Origin of the sequence: Pseudomonas sp. N-137 (genome assembly GCF_034555295.1) — a bacterium.
Taxonomy (GTDB): Bacteria; Pseudomonadota; Gammaproteobacteria; order Pseudomonadales; family Pseudomonadaceae; genus Aquipseudomonas; species Aquipseudomonas rhizophila.
This window is the reverse complement of record NZ_JAXUDQ010000030.1, coordinates 142588-157038: the sequence shown is the minus strand read 5'-3', so window position 1 is coordinate 157038 and position 14451 is coordinate 142588. Positions and strand designations below refer to the sequence as shown.

The window sequence follows — 14451 nt, the reverse complement described above, 5'->3', positions numbered from 1 at the left end:
GATAGGTTTTCAACCATTCCACCCGATTGAACGGGCGTGCAATTCTTCCCGAACCACCCTTGTTAGCCGCTGCACGTTACAGATGCTGTAGCTGCGCTGCTGACAAATGGTTTTCGAGGTGGCAAAAAGGGGGCCAAGCCCCCTTTTTGCTTACTGAGTCAACGCCAGGGCGTCAATTACTCAGCGGCTGCTGCCGGAGCTTCTTCAGCGAAGACTTCGGTGCCGCCATTAACATTGTTGCGACCACGGATAACAGCGTCAGCCATCGAACCCATGTACAGCTGGATGGCGCGGATGGCGTCATCGTTGCCTGGGATGATGTAGTCAACGCCTTCCGGGCTGCTGTTGGTATCGACAACGCCGATGACCGGGATACCCAGCTTGTTGGCTTCGGTGATCGCGATGCGCTCGTGGTCAACGTCGATCACGAACAGTGCGTCAGGCAGACCGCCCATGTCCTTGATACCGCCCAGGGAGCGGTCCAGCTTCTCAAGATCGCGAGTGCGCATCAGCGCTTCTTTCTTGGTCAGCTTGGCGAAAGTACCGTCTTCGGACTGCACTTCAAGGTCACGCAGACGCTTGATGGAAGCGCGAATGGTCTTGAAGTTGGTCAGCATGCCGCCCAACCAGCGGTGATCGACGTACGGCGAACCGCAACGTGCTGCTTCTTCAGCAACGATCTTGCCAGCGGAACGCTTGGTGCCGACGAACAGAATCTTGTTTTTGCCCTGGGCCAGGCGCTCTACGAAGGTCAGTGCTTCGTTGAACATCGGCAGGGTTTTTTCAAGGTTGATGATGTGGATCTTGTTACGCGCGCCGAAAATGTACTTACCCATTTTCGGGTTCCAGTAACGGGTCTGGTGACCGAAGTGCACACCGGCCTTCAGCATATCGCGCATGTTGACTTGGGACATGATAGTTCCTTGATAAGTCGGGTTTGGCCTCCACGTATCCCAATGACCAACCAGCGGCCTATATAAGCCGAAGGCACCCAGGTCATCGTGTCGACACGTGTGTGGATTTAAGCTTGCGGGGTCATCCCCGGAAAGCGGCGCATTTTATACCACAGCAAGGGCGAAAACGGAACACGGATTCTGAAAACCCCTGTGGAAGGGGTTTTATCCCCTCGCCACAGAGTTCCATCCAGGCGATAGGGTTCATTGCGCTGATCGTCTGTTAGAATCGCCTCTTTCAGGGCCGCGCTGCTCATCATCCGCCGCCTATTTCGTTTTGAACAGCGCCGCCGGGCGCAGAGAGAGCCTGTATGACCGTCACCCTCAAGACCCCCGAGGACATCGCAAAAATGCGTGTCGCCGGCAAACTCGCCGCCGACGTGCTGGAAATGATTGCCGAACACGTCAAGCCGGGCGTTACCACCGAAGAACTGGACCGGATCTGCCACGACTACATCGTCAACGAGCAGAAAGCCATCCCTGCCCCGCTCAACTATAAAGGCTTCCCCAAGTCGATCTGCACCTCGATCAACCACGTGGTCTGCCACGGCATCCCCAACGAAAAGCCGTTGAAGGATGGCGACACCCTGAACATCGACGTTACCGTCATCAAGGATGGCTACCACGGTGACACCAGCCGCATGTTCCATGTCGGCAACGTGCCGGAATGGGCCCAGCGCCTGTCGAAAGTCACCCAGGAATGCATGTACATGGCCATCGAACTGGTGAAACCGGGCTGCCGCCTGGGAGACATCGGTGAAGTGATCCAGAAACACGCGCAGAAGAACGGCTTTTCGGTGGTGCGCGAATTCTGCGGCCACGGTATCGGCAAAGTGTTCCATGAAGAACCGCAGATCCTGCACTACGGCCGTGCCGGCACCGGCATGGAGCTGCAAGCGGGCATGACCTTCACCATCGAGCCAATGATCAACCAGGGTCGCGCCGACACCAAGGTACTGGGCGACGGCTGGACCGCCATCACCAAGGACCGCAAGCTGTCGGCCCAGTGGGAACATACCTTGCTGGTTACCGAGACTGGGTACGAGATCTTCACCCTGCGCAGCGATGACACCATCGCTCGCGTTTCCGCCTGATCCACAACCCAGCTATAGATAGAAAGAAAGGAAAGCCATTCGATGCCGCAGGTGGATCCCGAACTCTTCGACCGCGGCCAGTTCCAGGCTGAACTGGCCCTGAAGGCAAGCCCCATATCGGCCTTCAAGAAGGCGATCCGCCAGGCTCATGAAGTGCTCGACCAGCGCTTTCGCAGTGGCCGGGATATTCGCCGGCTGATCGAAGACCGTGCCTGGTTCGTCGATAACATCCTGCAAAAGGCCTGGGAGCAGTTCAACTGGAGCGAAGACGCCGACATTGCCCTGGTGGCGGTGGGCGGCTATGGGCGCGGTGAGCTGCACCCTTACTCCGACATCGATCTGCTGATCCTGCTGGACAGCGCCGACCATGAAGTTTTCCGCGACTCCATCGAGCGTTTCCTGACACTGCTGTGGGACATCGGCCTGGAAGTCGGTCAGAGCGTGCGCTCGGTGCAGGAATGCGCCGACGAGGCCCGCGCCGACCTGACGGTGATCACCAACCTGATGGAAAGCCGCACCATCGCCGGTCCCGAGCGCCTTCGCCAGCGTATGCTCGAAGTCACCAGCACCGCGCACATGTGGCCCAGCAAGGACTTTTTCCTGGCCAAGCACGCCGAACAAAAGGCCCGCCACCACAAGTACAACGACACCGAATACAACCTGGAACCCAACGTCAAAGGCTCCCCTGGCGGATTGCGGGACATCCAGACCATCCTGTGGGTTGCCCGTCGCCAGTACGGCACCCTGAACCTGCGCGCCCTGGCTGGCGAAGGCTTCCTGGTGGAAAGCGAAAATGCCCTGCTGGCCTCATCCCAGGAATTCCTGTGGAAAGTGCGCTACGCCTTGCACATGCTCGCCGGGCGCTCCGAAGACCGCTTGCTGTTCGATCACCAGCGCTCCATCGCGGGCTTGCTGGGTTTCGAGGGCCAGGATGCCAAGCAGTCCATCGAAAACTTCATGCAGCAGTACTACCGGGTGGTGATGAGCATCGCCCAGCTCAGCGAACTGATCATCCAGCACTTCGAGGAGGTCATCCTCGCCCCCGAAGACGAAGAACCGCCGCAGCCGATCAACTCACGCTTCCAGCTCCACGATGGTTACATCGAAGCGCGCAACGCCAATGTATTCCGCCGTACGCCGTTCGCCATGCTGGAGATTTTCGTGCTCATGGCCCAGCAGCCGGAAATCAAGGGGGTGCGCGCCGACACCATTCGCCTGCTGCGGGAAAACCGTCACCTGATCGATGACGACTTCCGCCACGATATCCGCAACACCAGCCTGTTCATCGAGCTGTTCAAGTGCAGGATCGGGGTGCATCGCAACCTGCGGCGGATGAACCGCTACGGCATTCTGGGGCGCTACCTGCCGGAGTTCGGTTTCATCGTCGGTCAGATGCAGCACGACCTGTTCCACATCTATACGGTCGATGCCCACACGCTGAACCTGATCAAGCACCTGCGGAAGTTGCAATACACCCAGGTATCGGAAAAATTCCCGCTGGCCAGCAAGCTCATGGGCAAGCTGCCCAAGCCCGAACTGATCTACATGGCGGGGCTTTACCACGACATCGGCAAGGGTCGCCAGGGCGACCACTCCGAGATCGGCGCGGTGGATGCCGAGGCGTTCTGCCAGCGCCATCAACTGCCGGTATGGGACAGCCGGCTGATCGTCTGGCTGGTGCAGAATCACCTGGTGATGTCGACCACCGCCCAGCGCAAGGACCTGTCCGACCCGCAGGTGATCCACGACTTCGCCCAGATCGTCGGTGATGAAACACGTCTGGATTACCTCTACGTGCTGACCGTGGCCGATATCAATGCCACCAACCCGAGCCTGTGGAACTCCTGGCGCGCCAGCCTGTTACGCCAGCTCTACACCGAGACCAAGCGGGCCTTGCGCCGCGGCCTGGAAAACCCGGTGGACCGCGAAGAGCAGATCCGTCGCACCCAGACTGCCGCCCTGGACATCCTGGTGCGCGGCGGCACCGATCCGGACGACGTCGAGCAGCTCTGGTCGCAGTTGGGCGATGACTATTTCCTGCGCCACACTGCCGGCGACGTCGCCTGGCACAGCGACGCGATTCTGCAGCAACCGGCCGATGGCGGGCCGTTGGTGCTGATCAAGGAAACCACCCAGCGCGAGTTCGAGGGCGGCACGCAGATTTTCATCTACGCCCCGGACCAGCACGACTTCTTCGCCGTGACTGTGGCGGCGATGGACCAGCTCAACCTCAACATTCACGACGCCCGGGTCATTACCTCCAGCAGCCAGTTCACCCTCGACACCTACATTGTGCTCGACACCGATGGCGATTCGATTGGCGACAACCCGACGCGGGTCAAACAGATCCGCGACGGTCTCACCGAGGCCCTGCGCAACCCGGCGGATTACCCGACCATCATCCAGCGCCGGGTCCCGCGCCAGCTCAAGCACTTCGCCTTCGCTCCCCAGGTAACGATCCACAACGACGCCCAGCGTCAGGTCACGGTGCTGGAGCTCAGCGCCCCGGACCGCCCTGGCCTGCTGGCGCGGGTCGGGCATATATTCCTGGAGTTCGACCTGTCGTTGCAGAACGCCAAGATCGCCACCTTGGGCGAACGGGTGGAAGACGTGTTCTTCATCACTGACGCGCATAACCAGCCGCTGTCCGATCCGCAGCTGTGCAGCCGCTTGCAGGACGCGATTGTCCGGCAGTTGAGCGTCAACCAGGAACCTGATGCTCACCTGACACGGATCAGCATCTGAACGAACAAATTTCCCCCTGTGGGAGCGAGCCTGCTCGCGATGACGGCAGAACATCCAGCACAGATGTTTCCTGACATACCGCTATCGCGAGCAGGCTCGCTCCCACATTAAAAGAGGCCCCCGATGAACAACGCTCTGAACCAGTTGCAGCCCTACCCGTTCGAAAAGCTCCGCGCCCTGCTGGGCAGCGTCACGCCCAACCCGGACAAACGCCCGATCGCGCTGTCCATCGGCGAGCCCAAGCACCGCTCGCCAAGCTTTGTGGCTGAAGCCCTGGCCAGCAATCTGGAAAAAATGGCCGTGTACCCGACCACCCTCGGCATCCCGGAATTGCGTGAAGCCATCACCGGCTGGTGCGAGCGCCGCTTCAACGTGCCGAACGGCTGGCTGGACCCGGCGCGCCACGTGCTGCCGGTCAATGGCACCCGTGAAGCGCTGTTTGCCTTCACCCAGACCGTGGTCAACCGTGGCGACGACGCCTTGGTGGTCAGCCCGAATCCGTTCTATCAGATCTATGAAGGCGCCGCGTTCCTGGCCGGAGCCAAGCCACACTACCTGCCGTGCCTGGACGAAAACGGCTTCAATCCGGATTTCGATGCAGTCTCGCCGGACATCTGGAAACGCTGCCAGATCCTGTTCCTGTGCTCCCCGGGCAACCCGACCGGTGCGCTGATCCCGGTGGATGTGCTGAAGAGGCTCATTGCCCTGGCCGACGAGCACGACTTCGTGATTGCCGCGGACGAGTGCTACAGCGAGCTGTACTTCGACGAACAGACCCCGCCACCAGGGCTGCTCAGCGCCTGCGTCGAGCTCGGCCGCCAGGATTTCAAGCGCTGCGTGGTGTTCCACAGCCTGTCCAAACGCTCCAACCTGCCAGGCCTGCGCTCCGGTTTCGTGGCCGGCGATGCGGACATCCTCAAGGGCTTCTTGCTGTATCGCACCTACCACGGCTGCGCGATGCCGGTTCAGACCCAACTGGCGAGCATCGCCGCATGGAACGACGAAGTGCACGTACGGGCCAACCGCGCGCTGTACCGGGAAAAGTTCGACGCGGTACTGGAAATCCTCAGCCCGGTACTGGACGTGCAACGCCCCGACGGTAGCTTCTACCTGTGGCCGAACGTAGCGGGCGATGATGCGGCGTTCTGCCGTGACCTGTTCGAACAGGAACACGTGACCGTGGTACCGGGCTCGTACCTGTCCCGCGAAGTGGATGGCGTCAACCCAGGCGCCGGACGCGTGCGCATGGCCCTGGTCGCGCCATTGGCTGAATGTGTGGAAGCGGCGGAGCGGATTCGCGCGTTCATTCAGCGTCGGGGTTGATGGCTGCACCAGGACTTGAGCGAACTGCTGTTGTGGCGAGGGGATTTATCCCCGCTGGGCTGCGAAGCAGCCCCAAGCAGTGCTCTGACACACCGCAGTCTTGGGGCCCTGTACAAATTCTCAGTGACTCCCGGGTTGCGCAATGCACCTATTTCGGTGCACTCCATCCATGGTTGATATCGCCCCCAAACTGGACACTGGGCTATGGGAGGTCAGGATTGACCTTGGAGATACCATCGCCCGCGTTCTTTTCACTGTGGTGGGCTCTGACATGGTTCTACTCCACGCTTTCATAAAGAAAAGTCAAAAAACGCCAACCACCGACATGGCAACTGCCAAGCAGCGCAAAGCAAGACTATGAGGCACAGCAAATGAACAAGCACATCGGATCTGATTTTGACGACTTCCTCGCCGAGCAAGGTATCGCCGAAGAAGTTTCCGCAGCTGCGCTCAAACGCGTTATTGCCTGGCAGATTGCCGAAGCAATGAAACTTCAGAAAGTGACCAAAAAGGCCCTTGCACAGCGGATGCACACCAGTCGCACTGCTGTTGATCGTGCGTTGGATCAGAACGATGCAGGAATGACGCTGGCAACGCTTGCCAGCGCAGCGCGTGCGTTGGGTCAGAGAGTGGAAGTGCGGCTGGTTCCTGAGCAGGAAGAGGCTCACGCATAAGCGCTGTTGTGGCGAGGGAGCTTGCTCCCGCTGGGCTGCGTAGCAGCCCCAAGCAGTCAACTCAATCTGCGTGGGAATGCATCCCGTGACGCTCTGCGTCACCCTCCAGAAGCGGAACGCGGAGCGTCCCTGGCGGCATTCCCACGCAGAGCGTGGGAACGATCCATATCCCCTGTGGGAGCAAAGCTTGCTCGCGATGAGGCCGGCACTATTACATCAAGCCCGAAGCTCTACCCGATCCAGGCACTTGTTCGCCAACAACATCCCCAACTCAATCATCTGGGCCACTCCCAATGCTACATGTCGTCGCGAGCCGTCCTGATCGAAGGCAAGGTCATTGAGCATTGCATTGGCCGAAGGCAGGGTTTCGCTGAGATTGGCCAGCAACACTTCGGTGTCGATACCGTCAGCCACAGTGAATAGCTGTACTGAGGGCTTGGGTTCTGACTTGCTGTCGTCAGGTTTGAGATAGTGATCCAGCACACGATCAGCGGCTTCTTGCAGTTTTTCGGGCGCGTAATCGCCGTAGGGGAAAGTGGATGCGGGCTTTGGTGCGTTTTGAGTCTCTTTGTTGTCCATCAAAATTGCTCCCTAGAGCGGGAGTATGTAAAGCCCCGCGCTTGGATAGCGCAGAAGCCCGTGCTCCTAGAGGTTTTGTTCGGATTCTCACGTCCGGTCGCTGAATTGGCAGCGACACCCAGAGGCTAGAGCCCTCGCTTCCGACGGACAACCTTAAAAACTTGTCGGAAACTTCGGCGCGTCTGACAGACCACGGTCTGTCTGCTCAGACAAGAAAAGACATAAAACATACCGCGAACGCCAAGCCGTTGATTTCGCTTACTTTGTAAACCGAAAGATCTCATTCAACCCTGTTACGAGGGTTCAAGCTGGCTTGAATTCGCTATCCCCTGTAGCCATAATCCTCCCCGTCACCAGCGAAAGCTGGCAGGAGTCTGGGTCCCTCTCGAGGTTGACCCAGCGGCGCAGAAAGGGCGAAGCAAGCTCAACTGCGTGTCGATTGAAGCCGCCTTCGGGCGGCTTTGCTTTTTTATGAGGATAAGGAATGCCTCTTTATTACCATCCCAAGCAAGGCGATGTTCTTCTTTGCGACTTCACGCGGGGCTTTGTTGCGCCTGAAATGCTGAAGATCCGCAAGGTGGTGGTGATCTCTCCTACTGCCACACACAGTCGCAAGCTCTGCACTGTGGTGCCGATTTCCTCCACAACTCCACAAACTCAGCAGGACTGGCACCACCTGCTCCGCACCAACCCCCTCCAGTCCGATGGCTACAAAGAGCTGTGGGTGAAGTGCGACATGATTTATACCGTGAGTTTTGAACGTCTGGACAAGCTGCATAAAAAGACTCGATCCAAGGGCCGAGAGTACTTCGTTCCTCGCCTGGGCTCTGAAGACATGCAAGGCGTGATCGCCGGTGTGAAGGCCTACCTTCCGCTCTAACCCCAACCGTTATTTACCCAACCCCAAATTCGCCTCTGCCAGATCCAACTCCCCCAGCACCTCTCGCAGCACATCATCTCCAATCTGGTGATGACGGCTGAGGCGATACAACTCCAGCCGCTGCGCCCGATAGGCCTTCAAGCGCAGCCGGCGTTCCAGCAGGTCCATTTCGAACGCCAGCGCCTGGGCTTCGGCGGAATCGTTGAACACCTCCAACTGATGGCGATATTCAGACATCAACCGCGCCTTGACCTCGGTCGCCAGCGCCGCCTGGGCCGCGTCCGGTACGCTAGCGGCCTCGCTCGGCTCCTCCACCTCCAGCGCGCGGATCGCCGCTTCAGCGGTTTTACGCCAGGCATCACGCACTTCGGTGCGGCGCTTGTCATCGGGGCTTTTCTCGATACCTCGCAGCAGCAATGGCAGGGCGATGCAGGCGGCGATCAATGACAGCAGAATGACCCCGGCGGCAATGAAGATCAGCAAGTCTCGCTCGGGAAACGGCTCACCCGCCGCCAACAGCATCGGCACCGACAGCACGCCCGCCAGTGTCACCGCTCCGCGCACCCCGCCGAAGGTCAGCAACCAGCAGGAGCGCGCAGTCGGCACGAGCGTCAGCTCGCCCTTGCCACGCCAGCGGCGCAATAGCCCGGACAGGCGCCAGGTGCTTTGCACCCAGACAAACCGCAGCACCAGCAACACCAGGAAAATCGCCACCACGTCCAGGCAGCGGTAGAACAGCGTCGGCCACAATGTGGTTTCGTGGCTGGTCACCGCCTTGGCGATGTCCGGCAATTGCAGGCCCAGCAGCAGGAAGATCAAGCCGTTGAAGGCGAACTCCAGCAGTGACCAGACGCTGCGGTTGAGCAACCGCGTGCCGGTCTGGCGCGGCAGCAGGTCGAGCCAGCTCTGCATCATGCCGGCCGCCACTGCCGAGAGAATCCCCGAAGCGCCCAAACGTTCAGCCAGCACATAGGCCGCGAATGGCAACAGCAACATGAACACTACGTGGGTGGCCGGGTCGTCCCAGCCGCGCCCGATCATCCAGGCCCGCATACGGCCCACCAGCCAACTCAAGGCCACGCCGACCAGCAGTCCGCCGATCGCCACCAGCACGAAGGTCAGGCTCGCGTTGGCCAGGGAAAACACCCCGGTGATGGCCGCCGCCAGGGCGAACTTGAAGGTGACCAGGCCCGAGGCGTCGTTCATCAGCGCTTCGCCCTGGAGCATGTGCATCAGGGGGGCGGGCAAGCGGTCGCGAGCAATCGCCGACACCGCCACCGCGTCGGTCGGCGACAGGACCGCCGCCAGGGCAAACGCCACCGGTAGCGGGATGCTCGGCAGCAGCCAGTGAATGAAATAACCGGCGCCCACCACCGTAAACAGCACCAGCCCCACCGCCAGCGTCAGGATCGGCCCGCGCAGGCGCCAGAATTCGCGCTTGGGCATACGCCAGCCGTCGGAGAACAGCAGCGGTGGCAGGAATAAAAACAGGAACAATTCTGGATTGAGCGTTACATGCAAACCCAGGGATGGCCAGGCCAGCAACGCCCCTGCGCCGATCTGCACCAAGGGCAACGGCAGCGGGATCAACCGTCCGATCAGCCGTGAAACACCCACCAGCGTCAACAGGATCAGCACGGTATAAGCGCTTTGCATAACGAGTTTCCATTTACAGCGACACACATCCGGCAACAGCTTGCCGTTGAAGTGCCATATTAACCGCCTAGCATTAACTTGGCCGTTACACCTATGTCGCAGCCCACCTCCTGTGGGAGCGAGCCTGCTCCGGGCGGCGATCCGACGATAGCGGTGTATCAGTCGATACCATGCAGGCTGGTCGGACGCCATCGCGAGCAAGCTCGCTCCCACAGGTTTTGCTGCACATCAACCTGGGCCGTCGCGAAACCGTCCGGTCATGGCATAATCCTTGACCTTTTATTTCCAGCACCTGCAAAGGGGGCAATTCCTTGACCGATTCAAGTAAAACGTTGCACCTTTTCGGTATCAAAGCCTGTGACACGATGAAAAAGGCGCGCACCTGGCTCGATGAACACGCTGTGCACTACGACTTTCACGATTACAAGACCGCCGGCATCGACCGTGAGCACCTGACCCAATGGTGCAACGAGCATGGCTGGCAAGTGGTGTTGAACCGTGCCGGTACGACCTTTCGCAAACTCGACGACGAACGCAAAGCCGATCTCGACCAGACGAAAGCCATCGAACTGATGCTCGGCCAACCCTCGATGATCAAGCGCCCGGTGCTTGATCTCGGTGACCGAACCCTGATTGGCTTCAAGCCAGATATTTATGCGGCAGAGATCAAGTAAGCCTGCCCAGTCCATTTTGTAGAGGTAATTTCATGTCCAATACTCTGTTCAGCCTGGCCTTCGGTGTCGGCACGCAAAACCGTCAAGGTAGCTGGCTGGAAGTGTTCTACGCCCAACCGTTGCTCAACCCTTCGGCCGAGATCGTCAAGGCCATCGCGCCGATTCTGGGCTATAGCGAAGGCAACCAGGCCATCACCTTCACCACCGCCCAGGCTTCGCAACTGGCTGACGCGCTCAAGGGCGTCGATGCCGGGCAAGCCGCGTTGCTGACCCGTCTGGCCGAGAGCCACAAGCCGCTGGTCGCCACTCTGCTGGCTGAAGACGCCCCACTGAGCTCCACGCCCGAGGCCTACCTCAAGCTGCATCTGTTGTCCCACCGTCTGGTCAAGCCTCACGGCCTGAACCTGACCGGTATTTTCCCGCTGCTGCCGAACGTGGCCTGGACCAGCCAGGGCGCAATCGACCTGGGCGAACTGGCCGAGCACCAGCTCGAAGCCCGTCTGCGCGGCGAGCTGCTGGAAGTGTTCTCGGTGGACAAGTTCCCGAAAATGACTGACTACGTGGTCCCGGCCGGCGTGCGTATCGCCGATGCCGCGCGGATCCGCCTGGGCGCCTACGTAGGCGAAGGCACCACAGTGATGCACGAAGGTTTCGTCAACTTCAACGCCGGCACCGAAGGCCCGGGCATGATCGAAGGCCGTGTATCGGCTGGCGTATTCGTTGGCAAGGGGTCTGACCTGGGCGGCGGTTGCTCGACCATGGGCACCCTGTCGGGCGGCGGCAACATCGTGATCAAGGTCGGTGAAGGCTGCCTGATCGGTGCCAACGCCGGCATCGGCATTCCGCTGGGCGACCGCAACACCGTGGAGTCGGGCCTGTACGTGACCGCCGGCACCAAGGTGGCGCTGCTGGACGAGAACAACCAACTGGTCAAGGTGGTCAAGGCCCGCGAGCTGGCCGGCCAGCCCGATCTGCTGTTCCGCCGCAACTCCGAGACCGGCGCGGTGGAATGCAAAACCCATAAATCGGCCATCGAGCTGAACGAAGCACTGCACGCCCACAACTAAGCCGCTTCACACCATCACCTGTGGGAGCAACCTTGCTCCCACAGGGTCCGGCGTAACTCCAGCAGGGCCCGAAAGCATGTTGATTCCCTCTCCCTGGCGCGCCGATTTCCCGGCCATCGCCGCCTTGCAACGGCAAGGCCAGACCTACCTGGACAATGCCGCCACCACGCAAAAACCCCAAGCCCTGCTGGACGCCCTGGCGCATTACTACGCCAATGGCGCGGCCAACGTGCACCGCGCACAGCATCTGCCGGGCGCCCATGCGACCCAGGCATTCGAAGACAGCCGACTCAAAGTGTCGCAATGGCTCAATGCCGGGGATTGCGGGCAAATCGTCTTCACCCATGGCGCCACTTCGGCGCTGAATCTTCTGGCCTATGGGCTGGAACATCTTTTCAATCCGGGCGATGAAATCGTCATCAGTGCCCTGGAACACCACGCCAACCTGCTGCCGTGGCAACAACTGGCCGAGCGTCGTGCGCTGACGCTGGTGGTGTTGCCGCTGGGTGCCGACGGGGTGATCGATATCAGCGCCGCCGCCGAACTGATCGGCCCACGTACGCGCCTGCTGGCGGTGAGCCAGCTGTCCAACGTGCTGGGCACCTGGCAGCCCTTGCCAGCGCTATTGGCCCTGGCCAAGGTCCAAGGCGCGCTGACGGTGATCGATGGCGCCCAGGGTGTGGTTCATGGCCGTCACGATGTGGAGGCACTGGGCTGCGACTTTTATGTATTTTCCAGCCACAAGCTCTATGGCACCGAAGGACTGGGCGTGTTGTTCGGCCGCACCGAAGCGCTTCATCAACTGCGTCATTGGCAGTTCGGCGGCGAGATGGTGCAACAGGCCGACTACCACAGCGCCACGTTCCGTCCGGCGCCACTGGGCTTCGAAGCCGGCACGCCGCCGATTGCCAGTGTGATCGGCCTGGGCGCGACCCTCGACTACCTGTCCGGCCTCGACCCGCAGGCAGTCAGCGACCATGAAACTGCACTGCATGACTACCTGCTTCACGGGCTGCTGGCGCGCAATGGCGTCCGCCTGGTGGGCAATCCGAGCGTGGCCCTGGTCAGCTTCGTGGTCGAAGGCGTGCACAACGCCGACGTGGCCCACTTGCTGACCGAACAAGGCATCGCTGTACGCGCCGGGCATCACTGCGCCATGCCGCTGTTCAAACATCTGAAGCTGTCGGGGGCGATTCGCGTGTCGCTGGCGCTGTACAACGACTCCGCCGATATCGAACGCTTCTTCGAAGCCCTGGACCAGGCCTTGGAGCTGCTCCGATGAGCCTGCCGTTCGAGGCCGCCGAGGCGCTGCAGATTTTCCAGGACGCATCGAGCTGGGAGCAACGCGCCCGGCTGCTGATGCAATGGGGCGAGCGCCTGCCGCCCTTGAGCGATGCGGATAAGTGCGACGCCAATCTCGTCCATGGTTGTGAAAGTCAGGTGTGGTTGGTGGGACGGCTGCAGGACGGACATTGGCAGTTTGCCGCCAGCAGCGATGCGCGGTTGATTCGTGGGCTGGTGGCGTTGCTGCTGGCGCGGGTCAACGGCTTGTCGGCTGACGAGTTGCAACAGGTGGATTTGCCGGATTGGTTCAATCAGTTGGGATTGTCGCGGCAGTTGTCGCCGTCGCGCAGCAATGGTTTGAATGCGGTGTTGAAGCGGATGCTTGAGTTGACTGAATGATCGCCATCGCGAGCAGGCTCGCTCCCACAGGGGATCCGTGTCGTACACAAAACTTGTGTTCCATGAGATCCAATGTGGGAGCGAGCCTGCTCGCGATGAGGCCATCAGCCCCAGTGCTCAAACCTGAGGCTTAACCCGGTCCGCCGGCCGCCGCACACCCGCCACAATCTTATCCACAGCCTTGGTCGCCGCGACCATGCCGAACGTCGCCGTGACCATCATCACCGCACCAAACCCGCCAGCACAGTCGAGCTTGACGCCATCGCCGACAAAGCTCTTCTGCAAGCAAATGCTGCCGTCCGGTTTCGGGTAGCGCAGTTGCTCGGTGGAGAACACGCAGGGCACGCTGTAATGGCGGGTCACGGTACGGGAAAAACCGTAATCGCGGCGCAAGGTAGAACGCACTTTCGAGGCCAGCGGATCATTGAACGTGCGGTTCAGGTCGCACACCTGGATCAACGTCGGGTCGATCTGCCCACCCGCGCCGCCGGTGGTGATGATCTGGATCTTGCGGCGTTTGCACCAGGCGATCAGCGCCGCCTTGGCGTTGACGCTGTCGATACAGTCGATCACGCAGTCGATGTTCGGCGTGATGTATTCGGCCATGGTGTCGCGGGTGACGAAATCCGCCACGGCATGCACCGTGCAGTCGGGGTTGATGCCGCGCAGGCGCTCGGCCATCACCTCGACCTTGGGTTTGCCGACGGTGCTGTCCAGGGCGTGCAGTTGGCGGTTGGCATTGCTGACGCAGACATCATCCAGGTCGAACAGCGAAATCTCGCCCACGCCGCACCGGGCGATGGCTTCCGCCGCCCAGGAACCAACACCGCCCACCCCGACAATCGCCACATGGGCCGCCCGCAGGCGCTCCAGGCCTTCGATGCCATACAAACGGGCGATACCGGCAAACCGTGGATCTTCTGTACTCATGACCATTACCCCAAAAACCGGCGCGCATTATAGGGCTTTGTCGTAGCAATTTAAGCAAAACCTCTGTGGGAGCGAGCCTGCTCGCGATGGCATCGGTCCAGTCAATATCAATGTCGACTGATCCACCGCATCGCGAGCAAGCTCGCTCCCACAGGTTTCGTGGTCCAACTGACCAGCACCAGGGGCCCACCGG

The 14451-nt window shown here is 60.5% G+C and carries 13 protein-coding genes and 1 pseudogene; 10 read left to right on the top strand and 4 right to left on the bottom strand.

What is annotated here, in order from left to right; translation table 11 throughout:
• Positions 1 to 176 precede the first annotated feature (176 nt).
• On the bottom strand, positions 177 to 914 hold the full coding sequence (gene rpsB, locus T3A99_RS21735) for a 30S ribosomal protein S2 (protein WP_003198231.1): 738 nt from the start codon (positions 912 to 914) through the stop codon (positions 177 to 179).
• Positions 915 to 1264: 350 nt separating this feature from the next.
• Here rpsB and map point away from each other — a divergent pair, with 350 nt between their 5' ends.
• The 5 genes and pseudogenes from map to T3A99_RS21710 all read left to right on the top strand — a co-directional run bounded on the left by map (position 1265) and on the right by T3A99_RS21710 (position 6789).
• The gene (map, locus tag T3A99_RS21730; protein WP_047227560.1) at positions 1265 to 2047 is read left to right on the top strand and encodes a type I methionyl aminopeptidase; all 783 of its coding nucleotides are present in this window, start codon (positions 1265 to 1267) and stop codon (positions 2045 to 2047) included.
• A gap of 42 nt (positions 2048 to 2089) precedes the next feature.
• On the top strand, positions 2090 to 4792 hold the full coding sequence (locus tag T3A99_RS21725; protein ID WP_047227559.1) for a [protein-PII] uridylyltransferase: 2703 nt from the start codon (positions 2090 to 2092) through the stop codon (positions 4790 to 4792).
• A gap of 123 nt (positions 4793 to 4915) precedes the next feature.
• A complete protein-coding gene (gene dapC / locus T3A99_RS21720; RefSeq protein ID WP_047227558.1) occupies positions 4916 to 6115 on the top strand; it encodes a succinyldiaminopimelate transaminase in 1200 nt (399 codons plus the stop codon).
• A gap of 187 nt (positions 6116 to 6302) precedes the next feature.
• Positions 6303 to 6476: pseudogene (locus tag T3A99_RS21715) on the top strand (type II toxin-antitoxin system RelE/ParE family toxin); the annotation flags it as partial.
• A 10-nt stretch (positions 6477 to 6486) separates the two neighbouring features.
• A complete protein-coding gene (locus T3A99_RS21710; protein WP_057448352.1) occupies positions 6487 to 6789 on the top strand; it encodes an XRE family transcriptional regulator in 303 nt (100 codons plus the stop codon).
• A gap of 216 nt (positions 6790 to 7005) precedes the next feature.
• Here T3A99_RS21710 and T3A99_RS21705 read toward each other — a convergent pair whose 3' ends face one another.
• Complete coding sequence (locus tag T3A99_RS21705; RefSeq protein ID WP_274090895.1) at positions 7006 to 7368, bottom strand: DUF6124 family protein; 363 nt, start codon at positions 7366 to 7368, stop codon at positions 7006 to 7008.
• Positions 7369 to 7852: 484 nt separating this feature from the next.
• Between T3A99_RS21705 and T3A99_RS21700 the strand changes: the two genes are divergently transcribed.
• A complete protein-coding gene (locus T3A99_RS21700; RefSeq protein WP_210643046.1) occupies positions 7853 to 8248 on the top strand; it encodes a type II toxin-antitoxin system PemK/MazF family toxin in 396 nt (131 codons plus the stop codon).
• Between the two features lie 9 nt (positions 8249 to 8257).
• On the opposite strand, the gene T3A99_RS21695 is transcribed toward T3A99_RS21700, so the two are convergent.
• Entirely contained in the window at positions 8258 to 9904 is a 1647-nt protein-coding gene (locus T3A99_RS21695; RefSeq protein WP_274090894.1) for a Na+/H+ antiporter, read from the bottom strand.
• A 311-nt stretch (positions 9905 to 10215) separates the two neighbouring features.
• On the opposite strand from T3A99_RS21695, the gene T3A99_RS21690 reads away from it, so the two are divergent.
• From T3A99_RS21690 to T3A99_RS21675, 4 genes are all read left to right on the top strand, one after another.
• Positions 10216 to 10578: an ArsC family reductase gene (locus tag T3A99_RS21690; RefSeq protein ID WP_076386191.1), complete on the top strand. Its 363-nt coding sequence runs from the start codon at positions 10216 to 10218 to the stop codon at positions 10576 to 10578.
• 32 nt (positions 10579 to 10610) lie between these two features.
• Entirely contained in the window at positions 10611 to 11645 is a 1035-nt protein-coding gene (dapD, locus tag T3A99_RS21685; RefSeq protein WP_274090893.1) for a 2,3,4,5-tetrahydropyridine-2,6-dicarboxylate N-succinyltransferase, read from the top strand.
• 76 nt (positions 11646 to 11721) lie between these two features.
• Positions 11722 to 12927, top strand: coding sequence for a cysteine desulfurase (locus T3A99_RS21680; protein ID WP_322834792.1), 1206 nt, complete (start codon positions 11722 to 11724; stop codon positions 12925 to 12927).
• The gene (locus T3A99_RS21675) at positions 12924 to 13328 is read left to right on the top strand and encodes a SufE family protein (RefSeq protein ID WP_188251272.1); all 405 of its coding nucleotides are present in this window, start codon (positions 12924 to 12926) and stop codon (positions 13326 to 13328) included. Before T3A99_RS21680 ends, T3A99_RS21675 begins: the two co-directional genes overlap by 4 nt.
• Before the next feature lie 117 nt (positions 13329 to 13445).
• Here the strand turns inward: T3A99_RS21675 and tcdA are convergent, their stop codons facing one another.
• Entirely contained in the window at positions 13446 to 14258 is an 813-nt protein-coding gene (tcdA, locus tag T3A99_RS21670) for a tRNA cyclic N6-threonylcarbamoyladenosine(37) synthase TcdA (protein WP_003198205.1), read from the bottom strand.
• Between the last annotated feature and the right edge of the window lie 193 nt (positions 14259 to 14451).